We start from the raw sequence: 23,034 nt of genomic DNA on the forward strand, positions 1-23,034 counted from the left end.
TCTTTTCCGCTTGCGGGGCAGGTCAGACCTGGCCGGCCTTCTCCAGGGCGGAGCAGCAGGTGTTCACCAGCAGGCGGGTGACCACGTACGGGTCGACGTTGGCGTTCGGGCGACGGTCCTCGATGTAGCCCTTCTTCTCCACCTCGACCTGCCACGGGATACGCACGGACGCGCCGCGGTTGGACACGCCGTAGCTGTACTTGTTCCACGGGGCGGTCTCGTGGTGGCCGGTGAGACGGGACTCGATGTCGGCGCCGTACTGGGTGACGTGCTCCATCGGCTTGTCGCCCTCACCGAGCGACTCGCAGGCGGTGATGATGGCGTCGTAGCCCTCGCGCATGGCCTTGGTCGAGAAGTTGGTGTGCGCGCCGGCGCCGTTCCAGTCGCCGCGGGCGGGCTTGGCGTCGAGGGTGGCCTCGACACCGAACTCCTCGGCGGTCCGGTAGAGCAGGTAGCGGGCGATCCACAGGTGGTCGGAGACCTCGAGCGGGCCGGCCGGGCCGACCTGGAACTCCCACTGGCCGGGCATGACCTCGGCGTTGATGCCGGAGATCTTCAGGCCGGCGGCGAGGCAGCGGTCGAGGTGGAGCTCGACGATCTCGCGGCCGAACACGGCCTCGGCGCCCACGCCGCAGTAGTAGTGGCCCTGCGGGGCGGGGAAGCCGCCCTCGGGGAAGCCGAGCGGGCGGCTGCCCTTGAAGAAGGTGTACTCCTGCTCGATGCCGAACCAGGAGTCCTGAGCGGCGTACTTCTCGGCGATCGGGCGGAGCAGGGCGCGGGTGTTGCTGACGTGCGCGTCGCCGTTGATCTCCTCGACCTCGGAGAGGACCAGGACGTGGTCACCGCCGCGAATCGGGTCGGGGCAGACGAACACCGGACGGAGCACGCGGTCAGACGAGTGGCCCTCGGCCTGGTTGGTGCTGGAGCCGTCGAAGCCCCAGACCGGCGGCTCGGCCCCGTCGGCGAGGATCCTCGTCTTCGAGCGCAGCAGAGCCGTGGGCTCGGTGCCGTCGATCCAGATGTACTCAGCCTTGTAGCTCACGGCGGTCCTTTTCTTCACGGTGTTTCACAGCCACGCCGAGTCTTACGGACAGCCGTTTCCCGGTTTTTGCCCGAATGTGAACGCCGTGTTAATCGGGCCGCGAAAAGTAAAGGATGCGACGACGGCGCATGGCGCGGCGCCGGGGGGCACCACGCCATGCTGTCAGGGCTTTCGTGTCAGGTACGGCCCTCCGTTCCGTTCCCGTCGTAGCCGAGCAGCCGCATCGCCGTGTCGGGATCCATCGCCGCCGCCAGGAGCTGGGCGCGGGCGTGGGCCTGGTCGCGTTCGCGCTCGGCCTTGGCCTGCGCGGCGCGTACCCCCTTGATCGCGACGAACGCGAGCCCGGCGCCCACGATCACCGCGACCACCACGACGAACAGCAGGAGCAGCAGCCCCGGCGAGGCCACCGTCGAGGTGGCCGCGTTCGTGCCGACGCCCGCCACCGTGCCCGTCACCGCGAGCGCCGCGATGATGGACAGCGCCACGAGCCCGAGCAGGCTGGCGACGACCAGCCAGACCCGCCCCGCGCGCCGCCGCGCCGGGGGCGGGACCGGAGCCGCGGTAGGCGTCCCCACCACGACGGACACGGGCGTGGGAGGCGGCGAGGCCGCCGCCCACGGCACGAACTCGGGGCGGTCGGCCGCCTCTCCGTTCACGTCGTGCGTGATGGGCGCCGGAGCCTGGATCACCGAGGGCTGCACCGTCGGGGGTGCCAGCTGGACGGCCGTCACGCTGGGGGCGCCGTAGGCGACCGGCTGCAGCTCCACCGGCTCCTCCGCGGGCCCGGGCAGGTCGCGCTCGATGTGGCTGTGCTCCTTGTGGGCCCTGGCCGCGTCGCGGTGGTAGTCCTCCAGCTCCCGGCAGAGCTCGTCGGAGGCGTAGATCGTGCCGTCGATGAGCGGCCCGGGCTCCCTGCGGATGATGGCCACCACGTCGTCGCCGTTGAGCGTCTTGTGCGTCTCCAGCGCGTGCGCCACGCAGAGCACCTCCCTGCGGTGCTCCTGCAGCAGCTCCTCGGTCTTCTCCAGCAGGCGCACCAGGTTGAACTCGATCCGCTCCCCCAGCACGTCGGGGGTGAGGTCGGGCTGGTTCCTGGCAGGCTCCCTCTCGGTGATGCCGATCGAGCCGCCACCACCGGGACGGGCCTTGCGCATGGCCTTGCCGCCCATGATCTCCAGCTCCTGGAGAGCCGGCAGCGAGGTGACGCCGGAGCCCATGCCCCAGTACGACTCCATCATGGCGGTCAGGTACGTGGCCGAGTACAGGTCGCCGGAGACGCCGGAGGAGTTGTCCTCCCCGAAGAACATCCGCTCGCCGGCCAGCGAGGCCAGGGAGACCATGATGTCGGCCTCGTGCTCGGACTTCCACCGGGTGAACTGGTCCTCGGGCTTGATCGAGGCGACCATGCCCAGGTAGTCGGCGCCCTTCTCGATGGTGGCGATGTCGATCTCGAGGTGGAAGCGGGTCACGTACGCCACGACGGCGTGGCAGGCCTCGTGCACGGCCACGGCGTGCCGCTCGCGCTCGATGTACTCGACGTCCTCGGGCGGGCCGAGCTGCTTGAGCCGCTTGGCCCGCAGCACGTCCGACCAGGTGATGATCTCGCGCCCGTCCCTGATGGCGGTGATCAGCGACTCGTTGACCAGGTCCTTGATCGTGGCGCCGGTGGCGTACGGGGTGATCGTGGCGAGCTTGTCGATCTGCTCCGGGGTGAGCTCGTGCCACACCTTGTCGAAATAGCCCTGGTACGTGCGGACCCGACCGGCTTTGGACGGGTAGCCGACCTTGTAGATGCGGTCGATGCGGCCTGGCCGCAGCAGCGCCTCGTCGAGCGCGTCGGGCCGGTTCGTGGCCATCATGACGAGGATGCGGTACTTGGGCGGCGGCTTGGGCCGCATGCCGAGCAGTCGGCGGACGAGCCGGTTGAAGAACCCGCGCGGCTTCTTGAGCCCGGACAGCTCGGTGAGCAGCGCCTGCAGCGTGCCGGGGTCGCCCGAGCCGTTCATGCCGCCGCCCATGAAGAAGCGGTTGCGCCGCTCCGGCTCGTCGGGCGACTCGCGCCTGGCCCGGAAGGCCAGCACCTGGCGGGTCTCCTCGGACAGGTAGTTGAGCCCGTGGCAGCCGTTGACGCCGGACAGGCCGGAGAAGCCGCCCTGTCCGGGCGGGCCCTGCTGGGCGAGGCGGCCGCGCTTGCCGAGCGAGTCGGCCTCGTCGAAGAAGACGATCACTCCGCCGTACCGGAGCGCCAGCTTGCGCAGCTTCCTGAACAGCGCCTTGACCTTCAGGATGCCGACGCCCATGAACATGTTCGTGAACGCGCCCGGATCCACGAACACGTACGGCTTGCCGGTCTCACCCGCGACGGCCTCGGCCATGAGGGTCTTGCCGGTGCCCGGCGGCCCCCACAGCAGCAGGCCGCTGGGGACGTACCCGCCGCGCCGCTCGATCTCGTCGGGGCGTTCGAGGAAGACGATGTTCTCCCGGACGCGCTCGACCACGTGGTCCTGCCCCCACACGTCGTTGAAGCGGGTCTTGATGTCGTCGGGGAAGTACGTCTCCACCCCGCCCCTGGACAGGAACCAGAACAGGCCCACGAACTGGATGATGACCACGAAGAACAGGAAGACGATCTGGATCAGGAACGGCATCGCGTTCCAGAGCAGCGCCGGCGCCTGCATCACCGCCACGAACGGGCTGACGTCCAGCACCGCCCCCAGCACCAGGGCCGTCAGCACCACGAAGAAGGTGACCTTGAGTGCCCGCGAGAGCCGGTACCTCGTCCAGTCGTCGAAGCGCCGGTGCGTCCAGCGCTCGAAGCCGCCGAACACCCGCTGGCTCCAGAAGCGGTGGTAGGCCGACCAGTGCTCGCTGATGACGAAGTGGAGTTGCCGCACGACCTCCACGCCGAGCAGCCAGAGGATCCACTGGTATTCGTACGCGATCCTCTGGGCGGCCTCGGGGAACACGACGATGCCCTGGAAGTCGGCCATCACCTTCCACGTGAGGATGAGGTAGGCCACCACCAGGGCGATGAGGAATTTGCTCCGGTCCCAGAACTGCATCTTCTTTCTGGTCACGGATTCGGGGTCGGAGGGCCCGCTGCCGGGGGCGCGCAGCCCTTCATGGTGATTGGTCGTGGTCAATGGTGCTCCCTCATCCAGGCAGCCGGAGCAGCTTGAACGTACTCTCGATCTTGTCGAACTCGGCGGCGCGCTTCCGGAAACAGACGGATTGGCAGCCGATGAGCATGACGGAGACCGTGGCGCCCTTCTCGTCGAGGATGGCGGTCTGGTCGAACGTCTGGACGTCGTCGCCGATCTGGTACTCGAAGCGGACCCGGACTCCCCTGGCGCCGTTGTCCATCGTCATGACCTCGTCGTTGATGAGGAGGAAGTTCTTGAACATCGACGGCTGGCCCGTCGCCATGGCCTGCTGCGCGTAGAGCTCGCGCATCTGCGAGGTCACCGGCAGCACGAAGTCGCGCAACCGGTTCAGCGAGATCGCGTCCCGCTGCTCCTCCGTGAGCTGGTGCACGGTGGCGTAGACGAACGGCTCCGTCGAGCCGAGCAGGTGGTTGACCGACGGCTCCGCGGCCTGGTCGAAGGCGGTCGACCACACCCGCTGGGCCCGGAGCAGGGCCGCCTCCGAGTTCGGATGGTCGCCGGACAGGTACAGCTCGATGGGATAGGCGTTGAGCTGCGTGAACGAGGACGGCACCTTGAAGTAGGTCGTGCCCGCCTTGTCGCGTACGTAATGGAATTCGGGCTGTCCGGCGCACGCGGACAGCATCAGGATCGCGACCGTGACCGCGATCAAACCCCGTGCCTTTTTCACCAGGGCTTACCTCCGCTTTACGGACCAACGGAGTTGTTGTGCCCGCTTTCCGACACAATGAGCGCGAAGCGGAGGGAAAAATCTTGACCAAATCTTGGCCATGCCTTGGCTTTACTTGTTACAGATCAATTAAGGCTTTGTGCACGGTCCGTAGCACTCCGTGGCGGGGTCACCTCGGGGGCCGGTTCATGTGGCTACAACGTTCATGCAACCCCCATTGGTTCAACTGGGGAAGTAGCGAAAGATATGAGGATCCCTTCCGACCGCCCCGGGAGCGCAAATGTCAGAACCCGCAATGGAGACCGTCGACTCTTTCGGCATGACGGCGGAACGGCAGTTCGCCGAGGTCTGGTCGAGGACGGTCCTGTCGGTGCGGGAGCGCCGCCTGCTCCTTCTCGGGCTGCTCGTCGGCCAGGGCCTCCACGAGCAGACGGACGTCCAGCTCGACACCGCGCTGCGCTCGTGCGAGCTCACCGAGACCGAGCTGCGCGAGGTGGTCGTCTTCCTGACGCTCTACGCGGGCTGGGCCCGGGGGAGCAAGCTGAACGACCAGGTCGAAGGGCTGATCGAGCGGGTCAGGCAGGCTCGATCCGGTAGAGCGGACCACGCAGGCTGAGCGCGTACAGCTCGCCGTCGTGCCCCTCGCCGAACGACGAGAGCTGCTCGACCTTCCCGACCTCGGCCCCGTCCTGCGGCGCGTCGGCGGGTGCGGCCTTGATCCAGCCGGCGCAGAAGTCGCCGTACAGGAACCGGCCCCGCAGCCAGGGGATCTTCTCGCCGCGGTAGACGTATCCGGCGATCACGGAGCAGTTTCCGCCCTCGTCCAGGGAGTACGTGATCACCGGGTCGACCATGTCGCGGCCCTTGGCGCCCCGGAAGCGGCTCTCGCCCTCGCGGGTGTTCCAGCCGTAGTTCTCGCCGCCCCGCGACCCGGCCGGCTGGTGGTCGACCTCCTCCCAGGCGTTCTGCCCGACGTCGCCGATCCACAGGTCTCCCGTGCCGCGGTCGAAGCCGAACCGCCAGGGGTTGCGGAGCCCGTAAGCCCATATTTCGGGTTTTGCGCCCTTCTTGTCGGCGAACGGGTTGTCCTCCGGGATCTTGTACGGCCGGCCGCCGCGCGGATCGATGCGCAGGATCTTGCCGAGCAGGGTCGCCAGGTCCTGGCCGTTGCCCTGGGGGTCGCCGGCGCTGCCGCCGTCGCCGAGCGCGATGTAGAGGTGGCCGTCGGGGCCGAAGGCGAGCTGGCCGCCGTTGTGGTTGGGATAGGGCTGGTCCTGGGTGAGCACGTCGCGCCTGGCCGTGGCCTTGGAGCCGTCGAAGGCCCACTCGGTGACGTGGGTGTCGCCCCGCGCGTCAGTCCAGTCGAGGTAGACCCAGCGGCCGGAGGGGTGGAACGCGACGCCGAGCAGGCCCTGCTCGTTGCCGCCGCTCACCTCGCTGGACAGGTCGATCACGACGTCGCCGTCGGAGGTGCGCAGCCTGCCGGTCTGCTCGGCGACGTAGAGGCGGTCGTCGCCCTTGCGCACGGCGAACGCCACCGGCTGCTCCAGCTTGGCGATCTGCTTGAAGCGCAGCTTCCCGCGCTCCGGAGGCTCCGTCTCGGCGGGCTCCGTCCCGGCGGACTCCGGCGCCGGGGTGGCGCTCTCCACGGGGTCGAGCGGGACCGGCGCGGGCGGCGCCGGCTCCTGCGCGCACGCGGTCAGGGTCACGAGGACGAGGGCCGCTAAGGCCGCCACGGGTCGCACGGAGCCCATCCTCGCACGGCATTAGGGTTCAGGTATGCCTACCGCATTGATCACCGGCGCGACCTCCGGCCTCGGCGCCGCCTTCGCCCGGCGCCTGGCCGCCGACGGCTTCTCGCTCGTCCTGGTGTCCCGTGACGAGCAACGGCTCTCCGAGAGCGCCGACCAGCTCAAGCTCAGGTACGGCGTCGCCGTCGAGGTGCTGGCCGCCGACCTCGCCACCGAGGAGGGGCTGGCCAGGGTGGAGTCCAGGATCGCCGGCGGCGTCGACCTGCTGGTCAACAACGCCGGCTTCGGCCACCCGGGCCGGTTCCCCGAGGTGCCGGTCGAGGACGAGGTGCGCATGCTCAAGGTGCACTGCGAGGCCGTGCTGAGGCTGACCCTGGCGGCGCTGCCCGGCATGCGGGAGCGCGACCGGGGCGCGATCGTCAACGTGGCCTCGGTGGCGGCCTTCTTCACGCGGGGCACGTACAGCGCGTCCAAGGCGTGGGTGGTGAACTTCAGCGAGTCCGCCGCGAACGAGGTGGGCAACCCGCGCATCAAGATCATGGCGCTCTGCCCCGGTTTCGTACGGACCGAGTTCCACCAGCGGGCCTTGATGGACGTCTCGGGGATCCCCGGGTTCCTGTGGCTGAAGGCCGACGACGTGGTGCGGGAGGGCATGCGCGACCTGGCGCTGGGCAAGCGGGTGTCCGTTCCCGACCTGCGTTACAAGGCCATCGTCGCGATCGGCAAGCTCGTGCCGCGCGGCCTGCAGTCCCGCGTCTCATCGAGCATCGGCCGCTGAGCCCGTACCAGGGCCCTATGGAACGGGCCCCCGCCGCGGGAGGGGGTCGCGGTGGGGGCCCGAGCGGCCGTGAGCGGGGCTCACGACCGGGAATGCAGGAGTCGGCTAGCGGTTGGCCTCGTGGCCGATCGACAGGCCGCTCTCGGGGTCGAAGAAGTGCAGGTTGTGCGTGTCGAGGACCAGGTCGATGTTCTGGCCGGGACGGGCGTGGCTGCGGGCGTTGACGCGGGCGGTCCACAGGGACTTGTCGCCCGACAGCGGCAGCGCGGCCTCTTCGTCGTCACCGGCGTCGGCGGCGGCGACGGTGTCCTTGTGCTCGACCGGCGGGGCGTCGATCAGGAACAGCACGTTGATCTCGGAGCCCAGCTCCTCGGTGACCTCCGCCTTGACCGGCAGCGTGGCCCAGCCGTTGGCGTGGTTGCCGGCCGAGGCGGCGTCCTCGAAGTCGGAGGGGCGGATGCCGAGGATGATCTTCTTGCCGACGTACTGGTCGAGGCCCGGCTTGTCGGAGAAGGTCGAGTCGGGGATCGGCAGCTTGATGCCGGCGAAGGAGACGGCGGCGGCGCCGCCGTCGCGGACGAGCTCGGCGGTGGCGAAGTTCATCGAGGGCGAGCCCATGAAGCCGGCGACGAACAGGTTGACCGGCTTGTCGAACAGGTTCTGCGGGGTGTCGACCTGCTGGAGCAGACCGTCGCGCAGCACGCAGACGCGGTCGCCGAGGGTCATGGCCTCGACCTGGTCGTGCGTGACGTAGACGGTGGTGACGCCGAGGCGCTCGTGCATCTGGTTGAGCGAGGCGCGCATGGAGACGCGGAGCTTGGCGTCCAGGTTGGACAGCGGCTCGTCCATGAGGAAGGCCTGCGGCTCACGCACGATGGCGCGGCCCATGGCGACACGCTGGCGCTGACCACCGGAGAGGGCGGCCGGCTTGCGCTTGAGGTACGTCTCGAGGCCGAGCATCTTGGCGGCCTCGTTGACCCGCTTCTGGATCTCCGGCTTGGGCATCTTGCGGAGCTTGAGGCCGAAGGCGAGGTTCTCCTCGACCGTCATGTGGGGGTAGAGCGCGTAGTTCTGGAAGACCATCGCGATGTCGCGGTCCTTGGGCGGCAGGTGGTTGACCACCTTCTCGCCGATGGCGATCTCGCCACCGCTGATGTCCTCGAGGCCCGCGATCATCCGGAGGGCGGTCGACTTACCGCAACCGGATGGGCCCACCAGGACCATGAACTCGCCGTCCTTGATCTCAAGGTTGAGCCCGTTCACGGCCTTCACGCCACCGGCGTAGACCTTGTCGACGTTCGTCAGAACGATGGATGCCATGACATTCCTTCGCGCTCCAGGGCGGGTGGCCCGGACGTTGTTACCGTGACCCACTCACGTGGATACGTTTTCAAGCATCTCACCCGAAACGGACATCGGTGTCAAGGGTTACCGCGTGACCAGCCGTTGTCGGCAGGCGAGTCTTCCCGATTTCCGGAAACCATGATGGAATCGTTTCCATGGAGAAGCGGGCGACGATCAAGGATGTGGCCGAGGCGGCCGGCGTGGGCGTCGCGACCGTGTCCAGAGTACTGTCGGGCGGCTCGGCCAGCCCGGCGACCAGAGAACGCGTCCTGGCCGTCGCCGCCCAGCTCGACTACCGCCCCAGTGCCCTGGGCCGCAACCTGCGCCAACGCCGCACGGGCGGCATCGGCCTGCTCGTCCCCGACCTGACCGACACCTTCTACGGCCAGCTCTCCGAGGGCGTGCTCGCCTGCGCCCGCTCGGCCGGCGAGCCCGTCGTGATCGGCTCCACGGGCGGCGACCCCGAGCAGGAGGCCGACCTGATCGGCATGCTCCTGGAGCAGAGCGTGGACCGCCTGATCGCCGTTCCGTCGGGCGACGCCGACACCTGGTCCCCGGCGCTCCGCGCGGGTATGACGGTGGTCTTCGCCGACCGCCTCCCGCTCCAGTCGTCCCCCGAGGACGTGCGGGCGGCGGCCGTGGCCGACCTCATGGCCCTGGACGGCCTGTCCGCCGCCGCCCCGGCCCGCCCGCTGGACGTCCCCGCCGTGGTGGCCGACGACCGGGCCGGCGTCCGCACGGCCGTGCGCTACCTGCGCGGCCTGGGCCACAAGCGCATCGCCTTCCTCGGCGGCCCCGGCCAGGAAAGCCGGGTGCACGCCTTCAGGGAGGCCGTGGGGGCGCCGGTGGACGAGGAGCTCGTCGTGTTCGGCACGGGCAGCCGCGACTCCGCCTACGCCGCCGCCTCGGGCCTCTTCCAGAGCCGCCCCGACCTGTCGGCCGTGGTCGCCGGGGGCAACGTGCTGGGCGAGGCGGCGGTGCTGGCGGCCAGGGAGCTGGACCTGCGGGTGCCCAGGGACGTGTCGCTGGTGATGTACGACGACGTGCCCTGGGCCGAGCTGTGCTCCCCGCCCCTGACGGTGATCGCCCAGCCGGGCCGGGACATGGGCTACCGGGCGGCGGAGCTCGTGCTCAGGGCGGGCGGCAGGAAGCCGCGCAGCGTGGTCCTGCCGACGGAACTCATCATCCGCGGCAGCTGCGGCCCCCACCGCTAGCCGGCGCCGTTGGAGGGCACCGCTAGCCGGCGGCTCCCCCGCCGGTGTAGCGCCGGGGCAGGATCATGATCGGATTGTCGTCGAGGATCACGTCCGGCGGCCCGAACCGCGCCGCGACCTCCCTGATCTCCGGCTCGTCGAGCATCAGCAGGCGCCCGTTCTCGATGAACAGCTCCCCGTCCACCAGGACGGTGGGCCGGTCGACCTGGCAGTCGCAGTGCGCGAAACCCGGGCCCGTCGTGACCGGCTGCCCGTCGGTCAGGCCGTCGATGCCGCAGTAGAAGGCACCGGCGTGCTTCTCCCGCTCGAACTGGTTCCCCCCGGCCACCCGCACCTTCGGGTTGAGCCCGATCAGGCCGTGACGCATGTAGAAGCCGCCGGGCGCGTAACGCCGCAGCTGCTCGGCCGCGGCCCCGCCCTCGATCTTGCGTACGAGGTTGCCCTCCAGGGTGATGCGCAGGGACTCCTCGGGCACGCCGGTGACCGTGCTGTCCTCGATCATGAGGACGCCCTCGGTGTCGGCCGGCCAGAAGTTGGCGCCCCCGTACGGGAAGGGCCGCCAGTCCCCCGGCCGCATCGCGCCGGGGTCCGGGTCGAACGTCAGCCCCGAGAACGTCACGTCCGTCCCCCGCGCGGACGTCACCCGGATCGAGCGGGCGCCCGACATCTGCCGCAGCGTCCGGCGCAGCAGCGCGTAGAAGACCTCGGCGGGCAGCCGCCCCCCGGTGAGCAGCGCCCCCGCGGTGGCCGTCATGTGCAGCGACAGGAAGCGGGAGGAGCGTGACTTGATCTGGTCGAAGAAGAGCGGCGCGGTGTGCACCTCGCCCCACCAGGTGCCGCTGATCACCAGGTCGGCCTCGCGGAAGGCGGCCGTCTCGATGTGCAGCGACGCCTCCCTGTCCCACCCGCCCGGGCTGAACGGCGGCACGGACAGGATGCGCACGTCGGCGTCCCGGTAGGCCGCGGCCGCCGCGATGGCCTGGACGACGACCGGGTCGACGGTGTGCTCCATGAGCAGCAGCACGCGCTCGCCCGCCTCGAGCCCGGTGTACTCCAGCAGGTTCCGGACGCCGGGCATCAGCTCCACGATCGAGTACGGCCCCACGGCCGGCTCGGTGGCGTAGCTGAACGGCGAACCTGCGTACGGGTTGATCGTCATCGCGTGCTCCCTGCGGGACGTTCAGGCCAATGCCTGGACCCTTACCCGTCACGGAGCGCAATCACACGATTACGAAAACCAGCGGCGGAACCCTCCCTCGGAGTTGATCACCTGCCCGGTGATCCAGGCGGCCTCGTCCGAGGCGAGCCAGCGCACCAGCCGGGCCACCTCCTCCGGCCGCCCCCAGCGCCCCGCCGGAAGCGAGCGGCCGACATGCCGGGTGAGCTCGGGATCGGCCCAGCCCGTGTCGACCGGTCCCGGATTGACGGTGTTGACGGTGATCCCCCGGTCCGCGAGCGCGTCGGCCAGGCTGGCCGTCATCTGGTGGATCGCGCCCTTGCTGATCGCGTACGGCAGCTCGCCCGGCATCGGGGCCAGATGCTGGCCCGAGGTGAACAAGATCACCCTGCCGCCGGGCCGCGTGTCGTCGTGCTGGGCCGCGAACGCCTGCGTCAGCAGCGCGCTGGCCCGGCCGTTCACCGCCCACGACAGGTCCAGCTCGGCGGCCGTCAGCTCCTCCAGCGACTGCCGGTTGCTGCGGGCGTGGTTGGCCACGAGCACGTCCACGTGCCCGAACCTGCCGACCGCCTGCTCCATGACCCACGCCGGCGCCGCCGGGTCCGCGAAGTCCGCCTCCACGTGGTGCAGCCGGTCACCGACGCCTCCCAACGTCTCCAGCACGCCGTCCATGCCCGCCGGGTCGATGCCCCACGGCATCTCGGCGTCATGCGGGGTCCACGACTGCACCAGCACCTTCGCGCCCGTCGCCAGCAGCTCCCGCGCGATGGCGTAGCCGATCCCGATCCGCCTGCTCACTCCGGTCACCACGGCGACCCTCGTCCCGGACGTCATCCGATCATCTTCGCCGACCGCTCGCGGGGCGTCGAAAGGTTTTCCCGCCCCTCAGAGGAGCTTCTCGATGGCCGACGTGACCGCCGGGTCGTCCGGGGTGGTGCGCGGACGGAAGCGGGCCACGACCCCGCCCTCCCGGTCCACCAGGAACTTCTCGAAGTTCCACTGCACGTCGCCCGCCTCGCCCTGCTCGTCGGAGGTCCGCGTCAGCTCCTCGTAGAGCGGATGCCGGCCGGGGCCGTTGACGTCGGCCTTCTCCAGGAGCGGGAAGTCCACCCCGTACGTCGCCGAGCAGAACGCCTGGATCTCCTCGGCCGTGCCCGGCTCCTGGCCGGCGAACTGGTTGCAGGGCATGCCGACCACCGTGAAGCCGCGCGGGCCGTACTGCTCCTGGAGCTTGACCAGGGCGCCGTACTGCGGGGTGAGGCCGCATCGCGAGGCCACGTTGACGACGAGAACGGCCTTCCCGGCCGCCAGCTCCCCGAAGGTGGTGGGGGTGTCGTCGAGGGTGCGGAGCTGGATGTCAGTGAGGCTCATGCACCGAACCCTACGCCTCCGGAACGTGATTCGGTCTCGTGCCCTCCCTCGGCGAGGGCTGCTAAGATCGCGGCGGCGCAAGAGGCGCCTGATCACTCCGGGACGAAGGAGGTTGATGAATATGGCTGCCAGCAGCCGTCATCAGCATGCCCTTCTCCGGTCCGCGCGACCCTAGAGCGCGGCCCGATCGTTTCAACGACCTGGAGTCACAAATGTCTTCTTCCTTCTCGATGTCCGGCACCGACCTGACCACCGACCGCCTCGTCCTGCGTCCCTGGACCCCCGGCGAAGTCAGCGCCGTCCTGGGCGGCACCCGGTCCGCGCACTGGGCCGAGGACTTCCCCGCCGAGGGCGACCACGTCATCGCCGGCCTGTTCGCCGAGCACCCCTCGTGGTTCGGCGAGTACGGGCACCGCCAGATCATCGAGCGCGACAGCGGTCTCGTGGTCGGCTCGCTCGGCCTGTTCTGGCCGCCCGCCGACGGCACCCTGGAAATCGGGTACGGCATCGTCACCTCCCGCCAGGGCCGCGGCTACGCGTCCGAGGCGGCGCGGGCGCTGACCGAGTTCGCGCTCACGGCGCCGGAAGTGCACACGGTGTGCGCCGGCGTGGAGCTGTCGAATCCTGCCTCGATCAGGGTGCTGGAGAAGGCCGGGTTCCAGCGGTCGCACACGGACGCTGAGGCGAACACGGCCCGGTACGTGACCACGTCGACGGCCCAGCGGTAACAACCCCACGGGATCGGCGGCGGCACGTGGCCGCCGCCGATCCTGCGATCCCTCACGAGTGATACGTAAGCCTGTCCTCTGGGTGGATGAGACCCGGGAGGTCGATCCGGATGTACTGCGGGAAACGCGCGAGCACTTCTTGCGACAATTGCGTGTCGACTTCTCTCAAGAAGTTGCGGGCGGAACTGTCGTCGTCGTCCTGGAACAGGTCGGTGAACCAATTTTCGTCGGCAACGGCGTGATCGAAGCGCGCCTTGGCGGGCGCAATGATGTCGTCAGCGCACCTGCGGGCGAGCGTACTGAGCGAATTGTGCGCGTCGACCAACGGGCCGAGGGCCTCATAAATCTGCTTCAGCGCCCCCTGCGCCTTCTCCGCCGCGGCACCGCCCCACTTGTAACTGACGCCATCCGCGTGCGACCGCAGCTTGCCCTTCAATCCGTCCAGGTCGTCGGCGATCGCCTTCGTCACCTTGGAAAAATTTCGCATCCCGCTCTCGTCGCCGGTCATCAGCAGCGCCCTGATCTCCTCCTTGCTGAGGCCGTCGTAATCATGGCTGCCCTCGATGCCCTCCCAGTCGGCCGCGAAGCCTCCCGACGGATAGTGACGACTGAGCGCGTAGCCCTTCTCCACGTCGCTCCAGTTGCTTCTCGGCGTCGGCGCGTGGGGGCTCACTCCGGTGGTGGGACCGTGGCCTCGATTCCAGAATGACTGCCTCGTCAGCCAACTGTGGTTCTCGGCGATGTCGTAGTTCTGACCGGCGGTGGCGACGCCGCAGGCGGCCGCCAGACACTCGACCACCGCGTCACTGGCGACACAGAACAGATCGTCCGAGAATCTGCGAAAGAGCACAGAAACGTCATTGGCCCGGCCCCAGTCGCCGGCGTTGAAACCCGGTTCACGCCACCAATGGGGGATGTCGATGTCATTGAGGTCGACCACGAGACGTATGCCGGTCTCCCGCAACGCCCCGCGATCGACCTCGAAACCGTCTCTGACCATGTCGCCGAGCCCCGGCCATTCGTCCACCGGTCTGGGAAGAATGCCTCCGGCCACTCCATCGGTCTCAGGGTCGGTTCTCAGAGCCACGCGACATCACCTTCGTTGACTTATTCGACTTACGGCGGGCGACGTCGTCCAACGCTAGCCAACTCGATGAGAACCCCCGACTACGTGCGACCGAACTGACGGTGAATACTTGCTGGAGTCAGTATTTTGAAGTCAGACACGCCTCTCAGGTTGAGACCCCGGCGCCCGGACGGACAACACTGCGACGAGCCGACAGGCGAGCACATCGAGGTCGCGATCACCTCCACCCGGAACGGCCCGGGATCCCCGAATCCCTCCCAGGCAACGACACCCATGGGGCCACTCCGCCGCGCGAGTCGCGGGTGTAGCGAGCGAGCTTGGGGTGGGCTCCAGCAGGCGCGCGAAGCGCCCAATCGTGGAAGGCCGTGCTTACCCGCAGTTCGCGCACGCCCAAACCCCATAGTTGGTCGCGGTTTGCGGCAAGGGCCGTTCAGCCGGACTACGGGGCGGGCAAGGTCGGCCCTGCGAGAGGGACTTATATCCGCAACGCTCGCGCAAACACCTCTCCACCGCGTGTCGAGATGTATGACCCGCGGTGACCGAACGTAATAGGAATCGTGCTAGAGGACACGTCGCGGCGCCCTTCGGGCCGCCCAGCGGGATCGGGCGGTGCCGGATTCCCGGAGGGCCGCGCGGACCCTCCGCGTCCGAGCCACGGACGCGGATCGGCAGGGGCGCCCGATGCAGTGCGCCTGTCCGCACGCGACCCGACAGCAAGGATCGACTTGGACAGCAAACGCGCGCTCATCAGCGTCACCGCATTCACCGCGTTCACCGCGATCGGGGCACCTGCGGCCTGGGCCGAGCGCCCGCCCGTGGTGCGGATCGGGACCTGGACGACGAAGGCGCAGCCCAAGGCCGCGGTGGCGACGCCGAGCAAGAACAAGAGGATCGCGCTGGACCAGGTGGTCCAGCGGTCCTGGAACCTGCAGGAGTTCCGCTGCCTGGACAATCTCTGGACCAGGGAGAGCAACTGGAACCATCACGCACGCAACCGCTCGTCCGGCGCGTACGGCATCCCGCAGGCACTGCCCGCGGGCAAGATGCGCGGCGCCGGCCGCGACTGGAAGTCCAACCCGGAGACGCAGATCCGGTGGGGACTTTCCTACATCAAGGGGAGGTACGGCAGGCCGTGCGGCGCCTGGGGACATTGGAGATCGCACAACTGGTACTAGCCGAAGGCGGGCGAGGGCACCCGGTGTTCACCGGGTGCCCTCCCTGCGCGCCACGTGCACCTCGATCGCCTGGATGAGCAGCTCCAGCCCGAACTCGAACTCCGCCTCGTGATCGCACTGGTCCAGCAGCGGCGCCAGTGAGTGGACCTCGGGGAACAGCGCGGGATCGACGCCCTCGGCCTTGACCAGCCGGTTGTGGACGGGCGCGAACGTGGGCGTCACCCCCACCTCCCGCAGCAACGAGCCCACGATGTACGCGATGAACATCCGCAGCATCCTGACCGCGTCCGCCCCGTCGAACCCGGCGCTGCGCAGCGTGGCCAGCGCCCGCTCGACCGGCAGCAGCCCGGCCGTGGAGTGGAGCTGGCGGCTGACGACCACCATGGTCGAGCGCGGATGATCGTGGGCGATCTGGCGGAACGCCCGAGCCTGCATGCGCACCCGCTCGGTCCAGTGCGCGCCGGGGTCGTCGGTGAACTCGATCTCGCTCAGCACCGCCTCGGCCACCCCGTTGAGCAGGGCGTCCTTGTTGGGCACGTGGTTGTAGAGGGACATCACACCGACGCCGAGCTCGGCCGCGATGCGCCGCATGGAGACCGCGTCGGCGCCTTCGCGCTCGATGAGGTCGATGGCCGTGGCGACGATGCGGCCTCGCGAGAGGGGCTCCGTAGGCATACCTCATTCTATTGACGTACGTACGGTGTACGTGGAACTCTCGGAAGGCGGACGTACGTACGGTGTACGTGACCCCCTCGGGAGGTTCCATGTCGACCCACGATCTCTACACCATCCCCGCCGAGCTCTCCACGTGGAACGTCGAGATGGCCGGGGCGAGCCGATTCACCTGGGAGTACGACGACGGCCGGGACCGCATGCTGGCGCTCTACCAGAAGGGCAAGGACAAGCAGTGGGACTCGACCAAGCGCATCGACTGGGACCTCGAGGTCGATCCGTACAACGTCCTGGGCGTCCCCGACCAGACCATCGCGATCCACGGCACCCCGCTCTGGGAGCGGATGAGCGAGCAGACCCGTAACGAGGTGCGGCGGCACGGCGCGGCGTGGCAGTTCTCCCAGTTCCTGCACGGCGAGCAGGGCGCGATGATCTGCTCGGCCAAGATCGTGGAGTCGGTCCCCGACCTCGACTCGAAGTTCTACGCCGCCACCCAGACGATGGACGAGGCGCGCCACGCCGAGACGTACGCGCGCTTCCTGCAGGAGAAGGTGGGCCTGGCGTACCCGATCAACGAGCACCTCAAGGCCCTGCTCGACAGCACGCTGAGCGACTCCCGCTGGGACATGCCCTACCTCGGCATGCAGGTGCTCATCGAGGGGCTGGCGCTGGCGGCGTTCGGGGTGATGCGCGACATCACGACCAAGCCGCTGCCCAAGCAGATCCTCGCGTACGTGATGCAGGACGAGGCCAGGCACGTGGCCTTCGGCCGGATGGCGCTGCGCGACTACTACCGGAGCCTGTCGGAGACGGAGCTGCGCGAGCGCGAGGACTTCGTCATCGAGGGCTGCTACCTCATGCGCGACCGGCTGCGCGGCCGGGAGACCTGGGAGAACCTGGGCCTGTCGAAGGCCGAGGTCGACGAGGCCATGGAGGCCACCGACCACTCCGAATACCTGCGGCTGTTCAGGTCGCTGCTGTTCAGCCGGATCGTGCCGTGCGTCAAGGACATCGGGCTGTGGAGCCCGCGGCTGCGGCAGGCGTACGCGGAGATGGGAGTGCTGGAGATGGCGGGCCAGTCCCTGGACGCCCTGATGCGCCAGGACGAGGACATCGCCGACAAGCTCGACGCGGAGCGGTTCGCCCAGGAGGAGGCCGAGCGGCACGCCGAGGTGGCCGAGACCGTCGAGCTCGGCAAGTCCTAGAGCCGCGTCGCGTCGGGTGCGGGCAGGCTCTGCGGCAGGCGCAGGATCATCCGGGCCCCGGGGCCGTCCCCGATCTCCAGCGTCCCGCCGTGGGCCTTGGCGATGTCGCGGGCGATCGGCAGCCCCAGCCCGGTGCCCCCGGTGTCCCGTGACCGGGTGTGATCGAGGCGGGTGAACCGCTCGAACACCCGGTCCCGCATCTCCGCCGGGATCCCCGGCCCGTCGTCCAGCACCTCCACCACGGCCTGGTCCGCCCATCCGCGCACGGAGATCCACACCCGGGAGTCCCCGTACCGGTCGGCGTTGGACAGCAGGTTCGTCAGCAGCCGGGCGAGCCGGAGCCGGTTGCCGCGGACGAAGAGCCCCGGCTCCACGTCCATCGTCAGCGGCAGCCGGCAGGTTTGCCGCGCGACCTCCTCCTCGACCAGCTTCCCCAGCTCGATCCGCTCCTGCTCGGGTTGCACCCCCGCGTCCAGCCGGGCCATCAGGAGCAGGTCGTGGACGATGTCCGACAGCCGCTCGGCGTCCTTGATCGCCGCCCGCCACTCGCCTTCGTGCAGGTCCGCGAGCCCCGACTCCAGCCGTACCAGAAGCCCGGTGATCGGCGTCCGCAGCTCGTGGGAGGCGTCGGAGACGAAGCGCCGGTGCCGGGCCACGGCGTCCTCCAGCCGCTCCAGGGTCTCGTTGACCGTGGCGGCCAGCTCGGCGACCTCGTCCTGCGTGTCGGGCACGTCGATGCGCCGGCTCAGGTCCTGGGCGCTGATGCGGGCCAGTCCCGACCTGATCCGCTCCACGGGGTCCAGCACCCGGCCGACCCCGTACCAGGAGCCCCATCCCGTCAGCGCCACCAGCACCGCCCCGAAGGCGGTCAGCACCAGGGGCAGGAACGGCGAGCTCAGCAGGAACGGCTCCCGCAGGGCCGCGAAGGCGGTGACGGACCCGTACGCGCTGGCGGGGTTGCTCGTCCCCACGACGACCATGCACCTGCCGGAACACACCCGGGTCTGGACCCGCAAGTCGCCTCTCCTGGGCCAGGCCCGGGTGAGCGGCGGCTGGCCGGCGAGTCCGGTGCTGGCGGCCAGCACGTCGCCGGCGGAGTTCACGATCTGGAAGAGGTAGACGCCCTTCCGCGGCGGGATGGGGCCGCTGAACCGTTGCTCGGTGATGGTCATGGCCAGGTGCCGGCTGGCGTCGTCCGCCTGCTGGACGAGGTCCGCCCGCGCCCGCACGGGGTAGGTCAGCGAGATCGCCAGAACCCCCAGAAGGACGACGGCCCCGAAGACCACCACCGTCGCGATGGTCATCCGGGCCCTGATCGAGCGGCCGAACACCATGGCCGTACTCTGTCACGGAGAGTACAAACCCCAGGTAAAACGGTATATTTGCTCAGCCGTGGAAACGGCGGTGCAGCTCGTGGACCTCCTCGGCCAGCTCCGGCACCGGGCCCTCGACCACCACTCCGGGCGCGACCTCATTGATCGGCAACGTGCGTACGGGCGGCTGTGGGACGCCGAGCTCCGACAGCCACGCGGCGAGCTGCTCCGACGAGGCCACGTACACGATGCGGCCCAGCCCGACCCACGCGTGGGCGGCGGCGCACATCGGGCAGTGCTCGCCGGAGGTGTAGACGGTGGCGGCCGCCCGCTCCTCGGGCGTCAGGTGGGCCGCCGACCAGCGGGCCAGCGCGAACTCCGGATGCTGCGTGTTGTCGCCGCCGGCCACCCGGTTGTGGTCCTCGGCCAGCACGGTCCCGTCGCCGGCGACCAGCACCGAGCCGAACGGTTCGTCGCCCACCTCCAGCGCCCGCGTGGCCAGCTCGACGCAGCGGCGCAGGTGCGGCATCTCCGATTCAGCGATCATGAGTCCCCCATCCTAGACGGCCGCCGAGCAGGGCGAAGAACATACCCCAACAGATCACAACAAAAGTAACGGTCCGCCGAATGTGCAAGATCTTTCACCGTTTCTGCACGTCACGTACAAGAACCGCACTCTTCGGGCTACTGAAAATCGGTTGAACCCTCGTATTAGCCTAGAAGGGATGCCTCCCGATACGCACATACCTCAACGTCCCCTGCTCTCCTCCAACTCCCTGTGGCGGATGAAGTCCTACCTCCGCCCCTACGTCGTCAGATTGGTGTTCATCTGGCTGGCGGCGATCGTCGGCATCGCGGCCGGCATCGCGCTCCCCCTCATCAGCGAGAAGGTCATCGACGGCCCCGTGGCCCACGGGGACTCCGGCGCGCTGCTCCCCCTCGGGCTGCTCGCGATCGGCGTCGGCGTCGTCGAGGCCCTGCTGATCCTCCTGCGGCGGTGGGCCCAGGTGAAACCGGTGCTCGGCCTCGAGACCGCGATCCGCGACGACCTCTACGAGCACCTGCAGCGGCTGCCCATGGGCTTCCACGGCGACTGGCAGTCCGGCCAGCTGTTATCCCGGGCCACGACCGACCTGTCGACCATCCGGCGCTTCCTCGGCTTCGGCATGCTCTTCCTGGTCATGAACATCCTGCAGCTGATCACCGTGACCGTGCTGCTGCTGAACAAGTACTGGCCGCTCGGGCTGCTGGTGCTGGCCTCGGCCGTACCGATCGTGTGGCTGTCGCTGCGGTTCGAGAAGCGCTACATCAAGACCTCCCGCCAGGTGCAGGACGAGCAGGGCGACCTCGCCACGCTCGTCGAGGAGTCCGCCCTCGGCATCCGCACGATCAAGGCCTTCGGCCGCCGCCACTACGTCTTCGACCGCTACGACGAGGGCGCGCTCAAGGTCTACGGCACCTCCATGGACAAGGCCCGGCTGCTGGCCAAGTTCTTCGCCTTCCTCGAGATCATCCCCAACATCACGCTCGCCCTGGTGCTGCTGCTGGGCGCGCTGGCCGTCGGCACGGGCGCGCTGACGCTGGGCGCGCTGGTCGCGTTCACCACGCTGATGCTCCAGCTCGTCTGGCCGATCGCGAGCATGGGCTACATCCTGGCCATGGCCCAGGAGGCCATGACCTCCGCCGACCGGCTCATGGAGGTCATGGACACCGTTCCCGCCATCGAGGGCGGCACGCGGACCATCGACAGACCCCACGGCCACCTGCGCTTCGAGGGTGTCGGGTTCCGCTTCCACGACTCCGAGGAGCCGGTGCTGCGCGACGTCTGGCTGGACGTGCGCCCCGGTGAGACGGTGGCCGTCGTCGGCGCGACCGGCTCCGGCAAGACCACGCTGACGGCCCTGGTGCCGCGGCTGATCGACCCCACCGAGGGCCGCGTCACGATCGACGGGTACGACGTGCGCGACCTCGAGCTGACCAGCCTCCGCTCGGTGGTGGCCACGGCGTTCGAGGAGCCGACGCTGTTCTCGATGAGCGTGCGGGAGAACCTCACGCTCGGCCGGCTCGACGCCACCGAAGAGGAACTGGCCGAGGCCGTCCAGACCGCGCAGGCCATGTTCGTGTACGACCTGCCGTGGGGCCTCGACACCCGCATCGGCGAGCAGGGCCTGTCCCTGTCCGGCGGCCAGCGGCAGCGCCTGGCCCTGGCGCGGGCCGTGCTGAGCAAGCCGCGGATCCTCGTGCTCGACGACACCCTCTCCGCGCTCGACGTGGAGACCGAGGCGCTCGTGGAGGAGGCGCTGCGGCACGTGCTGCGTGACGCGACCGGCATCGTGGTCGCCCACCGCGCCTCCACCGTGCTGCTTGCCGACAAGGTGGCGCTGCTGCGGGGCGGCACGATCACGCACGTCGGGCAGCACCACGAGCTGCTGGCGCAGGTGCCCGAATACCGCGAGCTGCTGGCCCAGGACGCCGACTTCGACGACGCCTCGGAAGGAGCGCTGCGATGACCACGACCACCACGGCGTCCTGGCGGGGTGTGGGCTCCGAGGACCAGGACGAGCTGCCGGAGAAGGTGTCCGTCCTGCTCCGGGAGCGCTCCCGGCGGCTGCTCGGCGACCTGCTCAGGCCGTACCGGAAGAAGATCGGGCTGCTCGTCGCGATCATCGTCGTCTCCAACGCGGCCGGGCTCTCGATCCCCTTCCTGGTCTCCATCGGGATCGACGAGGGCATCCCGCCGATCACGAGCGGGGCCGGCCCCGCCGTCCTGCTGACCGTGGTGGGGGTGATCCTGGCCGCGGCGATCACGCAGGCGCTCACGCGACGGGCGTTCCTGACGCTGTCGGGCCGGATCGGCCAGGGCACCCTGCTCGAACTGCGCAGGAGGGTGTTCGACCACTTCCAGCGCCTGTCGCTGAGCTTCCACGAGCAGTACACCTCAGGGCGCGTCATCTCGCGGCTGACCTCCGACATCGAGGCCATCGCCGAGCTGCTCCAGTCGGGGTTCGACGCGCTGGTCAAGGCCGTGCTGACCATGGCGGGCACGGCCGTGCTGCTGCTGGTGCTGGACGTGCACCTGGGCCTGCTGGCGCTCGTCCCGCTGCCGTTCCTGCTGCTGTTCACCCGGTGGTTCCGGCAGCAGTCGGCGATCGTCTACCGGCGTACGCGGGAGACGGTGGCGCTGGTGATCGTGCACTTCGTGGAGTCGATGACCGGCATCCGCGCGGTGCAGGCCTTCCGCAGGGAGCCGCGCAACCAGGAGATCTTCGAGCAGCTCAACGACGACTACCGGGGCGCGAACGCGCGCAGCATGCAGCTCGGCGCGACGTTCATGACCGGGATCAAGCTGATCGGCAACCTGACGATCGGCGGCGTGCTGCTCTACGGCGGCTGGCTGGCGCTGGAGGGCGAGGTCAAGGTCGGCGTGCTGACCGCTTTCCTGCTCTACCTGCGCCAGTTCTACGAGCCGATGCAGGAGGTCAGCCAGTTCTACAACACCCTGCAGTCGGCCGGCGCGGCGCTGGAGAAGCTGTCGGGCGTGCTGGAGGAGGAGCCCTCCGTGCCCGAGCCGCGCGAGCCGGCCAGGCTGCCGGACGGCAGGGCGCGCGGCAAGGTGCGCTTCGAGGGCGTCACCTTCGCCTACGTCGAGGAGATGCCGATCCTGCCCCGGCTCGACCTGACGATCCCGGCCGGGCAGAGCGTGGCGCTGGTCGGGGCGACGGGCGCGGGCAAGACGACGCTGGCCAAGCTGATCTCCCGCTTCTACGACCCCACCGACGGGCGCGTGCTGCTCGACGGCGTCGACCTGCGCACGCTGGACGAGCCGGCGCTGCGCCAGGCCGTCGTCATGGTGACGCAGGAGAACTTCCTGTTCAGCGGCACGGTCGCCGACAACATCAGGTTCGGCCGGCCCGACGCCACCGACCGGGAGGTGCGCGAGGCGACCAAGGCCATCGGGGCGCACGAGTTCATCTCGAGCCTGCCCGACGGCTACGACACCGAGGTCGGCAAGCGCGGCGGCCGGATGTCGGCCGGGCAGCGTCAGCTCGTCGCGTTCGCCAGGGCGTTCCTGGCCGATCCCGCCGTGCTGATCCTCGACGAGGCCACCTCCAGCCTCGACGTGCCGAGCGAGCGGCTGGTGCAGCGCGCGCTGCGCACGATCCTGGCCGACCGGACGGCGCTGATCATCGCGCACCGGCTCTCGACGGTGGAGATCGCCGACCGGGTGCTGGTGATGGACCGCGGCGAGATCGTCGAGGACGGTCCGCCGGACCGGCTCATCGCGGCCTCGGGCCGCTACGCCGGGCTGCACCAGGCGTGGCTGGAGAGCCTCAGCTAGCTCC

At 69.4% G+C, this 23,034-nt stretch carries 20 protein-coding genes; 8 read left to right on the top strand and 12 right to left on the bottom strand.

Annotated elements, in window-relative coordinates; translation table 11 throughout:
• Positions 1 to 22: 22 nt before the first annotated feature.
• The 3 genes from glnII to ACIBI9_RS07715 all read right to left on the bottom strand — a co-directional run bounded on the left by glnII (position 23) and on the right by ACIBI9_RS07715 (position 4,876).
• Entirely contained in the window at positions 23 to 1,042 is a 1,020-nt protein-coding gene (glnII, locus tag ACIBI9_RS07705; RefSeq protein ID WP_397221152.1) for a glutamine synthetase, read from the bottom strand.
• 176 nt (positions 1,043 to 1,218) lie between these two features.
• Positions 1,219 to 4,185, bottom strand: a complete 2,967-nt coding sequence (locus ACIBI9_RS07710) for an AAA family ATPase (RefSeq protein ID WP_397221153.1) — start codon at positions 4,183 to 4,185, stop codon at positions 1,219 to 1,221.
• 10 nt (positions 4,186 to 4,195) lie between these two features.
• Entirely contained in the window at positions 4,196 to 4,876 is a 681-nt protein-coding gene (locus ACIBI9_RS07715; RefSeq protein WP_397221154.1) for a hypothetical protein, read from the bottom strand.
• A 280-nt stretch (positions 4,877 to 5,156) separates the two neighbouring features.
• On the opposite strand from ACIBI9_RS07715, the gene ACIBI9_RS07720 reads away from it, so the two are divergent.
• Complete coding sequence (locus tag ACIBI9_RS07720) at positions 5,157 to 5,492, top strand: carboxymuconolactone decarboxylase family protein (protein ID WP_397221155.1); 336 nt, start codon at positions 5,157 to 5,159, stop codon at positions 5,490 to 5,492.
• Here ACIBI9_RS07720 and ACIBI9_RS07725 read toward each other — a convergent pair.
• Positions 5,452 to 6,630, bottom strand: coding sequence for a PQQ-dependent sugar dehydrogenase (locus tag ACIBI9_RS07725; protein ID WP_397221156.1), 1,179 nt, complete (start codon positions 6,628 to 6,630; stop codon positions 5,452 to 5,454). The two genes, ACIBI9_RS07720 and ACIBI9_RS07725, sit on opposite strands and share 41 nt — an antisense overlap.
• 25 nt (positions 6,631 to 6,655) lie before the next feature.
• Here ACIBI9_RS07725 and ACIBI9_RS07730 point away from each other — a divergent pair, with 25 nt between their 5' ends.
• Positions 6,656 to 7,405, top strand: a complete 750-nt coding sequence (locus ACIBI9_RS07730; RefSeq protein ID WP_397221157.1) for an SDR family NAD(P)-dependent oxidoreductase — start codon at positions 6,656 to 6,658, stop codon at positions 7,403 to 7,405.
• A 105-nt stretch (positions 7,406 to 7,510) separates the two neighbouring features.
• Here ACIBI9_RS07730 and ACIBI9_RS07735 read toward each other — a convergent pair whose 3' ends face one another.
• A complete protein-coding gene (locus ACIBI9_RS07735) occupies positions 7,511 to 8,725 on the bottom strand; it encodes an ABC transporter ATP-binding protein (RefSeq protein WP_397221158.1) in 1,215 nt (404 codons plus the stop codon).
• Positions 8,726 to 8,904: 179 nt separating this feature from the next.
• On the opposite strand from ACIBI9_RS07735, the gene ACIBI9_RS07740 reads away from it, so the two are divergent.
• A complete protein-coding gene (locus ACIBI9_RS07740) occupies positions 8,905 to 9,963 on the top strand; it encodes a LacI family DNA-binding transcriptional regulator (protein ID WP_397221159.1) in 1,059 nt (352 codons plus the stop codon).
• A gap of 22 nt (positions 9,964 to 9,985) precedes the next feature.
• Here ACIBI9_RS07740 and ACIBI9_RS07745 read toward each other — a convergent pair whose 3' ends face one another.
• The 3 genes from ACIBI9_RS07745 to ACIBI9_RS07755 form a co-directional block, all read right to left on the bottom strand.
• A complete protein-coding gene (locus ACIBI9_RS07745; RefSeq protein ID WP_397221160.1) occupies positions 9,986 to 11,122 on the bottom strand; it encodes a hypothetical protein in 1,137 nt (378 codons plus the stop codon).
• Positions 11,123 to 11,191: 69 nt separating this feature from the next.
• Positions 11,192 to 11,974: an SDR family oxidoreductase gene (locus ACIBI9_RS07750; RefSeq protein ID WP_397221161.1), complete on the bottom strand. Its 783-nt coding sequence runs from the start codon at positions 11,972 to 11,974 to the stop codon at positions 11,192 to 11,194.
• Between the two features lie 51 nt (positions 11,975 to 12,025).
• Positions 12,026 to 12,511 carry a glutathione peroxidase gene (locus ACIBI9_RS07755; protein ID WP_397221163.1) on the bottom strand — a complete coding sequence of 162 codons (486 nt, stop codon included), beginning with the start codon at positions 12,509 to 12,511 and terminating at the stop codon, positions 12,026 to 12,028.
• Between the two features lie 212 nt (positions 12,512 to 12,723).
• On the opposite strand from ACIBI9_RS07755, the gene ACIBI9_RS07760 reads away from it, so the two are divergent.
• Positions 12,724 to 13,239 carry a GNAT family N-acetyltransferase gene (locus tag ACIBI9_RS07760; RefSeq protein WP_397221164.1) on the top strand — a complete coding sequence of 172 codons (516 nt, stop codon included), beginning with the start codon at positions 12,724 to 12,726 and terminating at the stop codon, positions 13,237 to 13,239.
• 52 nt (positions 13,240 to 13,291) lie between these two features.
• Here ACIBI9_RS07760 and ACIBI9_RS07765 read toward each other — a convergent pair whose 3' ends face one another.
• Complete coding sequence (locus tag ACIBI9_RS07765) at positions 13,292 to 14,326, bottom strand: WXG100 family type VII secretion target (protein WP_397221165.1); 1,035 nt, start codon at positions 14,324 to 14,326, stop codon at positions 13,292 to 13,294.
• Between the two features lie 725 nt (positions 14,327 to 15,051).
• Between ACIBI9_RS07765 and ACIBI9_RS07770 the strand changes: the two genes are divergently transcribed.
• Entirely contained in the window at positions 15,052 to 15,501 is a 450-nt protein-coding gene (locus tag ACIBI9_RS07770) for a lytic transglycosylase domain-containing protein (protein ID WP_397221166.1), read from the top strand.
• A gap of 27 nt (positions 15,502 to 15,528) precedes the next feature.
• On the opposite strand, the gene ACIBI9_RS07775 is transcribed toward ACIBI9_RS07770, so the two are convergent.
• Complete coding sequence (locus ACIBI9_RS07775) at positions 15,529 to 16,176, bottom strand: TetR/AcrR family transcriptional regulator (protein WP_397221167.1); 648 nt, start codon at positions 16,174 to 16,176, stop codon at positions 15,529 to 15,531.
• 89 nt (positions 16,177 to 16,265) lie between these two features.
• Here ACIBI9_RS07775 and ACIBI9_RS07780 point away from each other — a divergent pair, with 89 nt between their 5' ends.
• Positions 16,266 to 17,378, top strand: a complete 1,113-nt coding sequence (locus tag ACIBI9_RS07780; protein ID WP_397221168.1) for a ferritin-like domain-containing protein — start codon at positions 16,266 to 16,268, stop codon at positions 17,376 to 17,378.
• Here ACIBI9_RS07780 and ACIBI9_RS07785 read toward each other — a convergent pair.
• Both ACIBI9_RS07785 and ACIBI9_RS07790 read right to left on the bottom strand, forming a co-directional pair.
• Positions 17,375 to 18,712, bottom strand: coding sequence for a sensor histidine kinase (locus tag ACIBI9_RS07785; RefSeq protein ID WP_397221169.1), 1,338 nt, complete (start codon positions 18,710 to 18,712; stop codon positions 17,375 to 17,377). The genes ACIBI9_RS07780 and ACIBI9_RS07785 overlap by 4 nt on opposite strands.
• A gap of 52 nt (positions 18,713 to 18,764) precedes the next feature.
• Entirely contained in the window at positions 18,765 to 19,238 is a 474-nt protein-coding gene (locus ACIBI9_RS07790) for a nucleoside deaminase (protein WP_397221170.1), read from the bottom strand.
• Positions 19,239 to 19,416: 178 nt separating this feature from the next.
• Between ACIBI9_RS07790 and ACIBI9_RS07795 the strand changes: the two genes are divergently transcribed.
• The gene (locus ACIBI9_RS07795) at positions 19,417 to 21,201 is read left to right on the top strand and encodes an ABC transporter ATP-binding protein (RefSeq protein ID WP_397221171.1); all 1,785 of its coding nucleotides are present in this window, start codon (positions 19,417 to 19,419) and stop codon (positions 21,199 to 21,201) included.
• Entirely contained in the window at positions 21,198 to 23,030 is a 1,833-nt protein-coding gene (locus ACIBI9_RS07800) for an ABC transporter ATP-binding protein (RefSeq protein WP_397221172.1), read from the top strand. The genes ACIBI9_RS07795 and ACIBI9_RS07800 overlap by 4 nt, the downstream gene beginning before the upstream one ends.
• Positions 23,031 to 23,034: the final 4 nt, after the last annotated feature.

Source organism: Nonomuraea sp. NPDC050451, assembly GCF_044458585.1.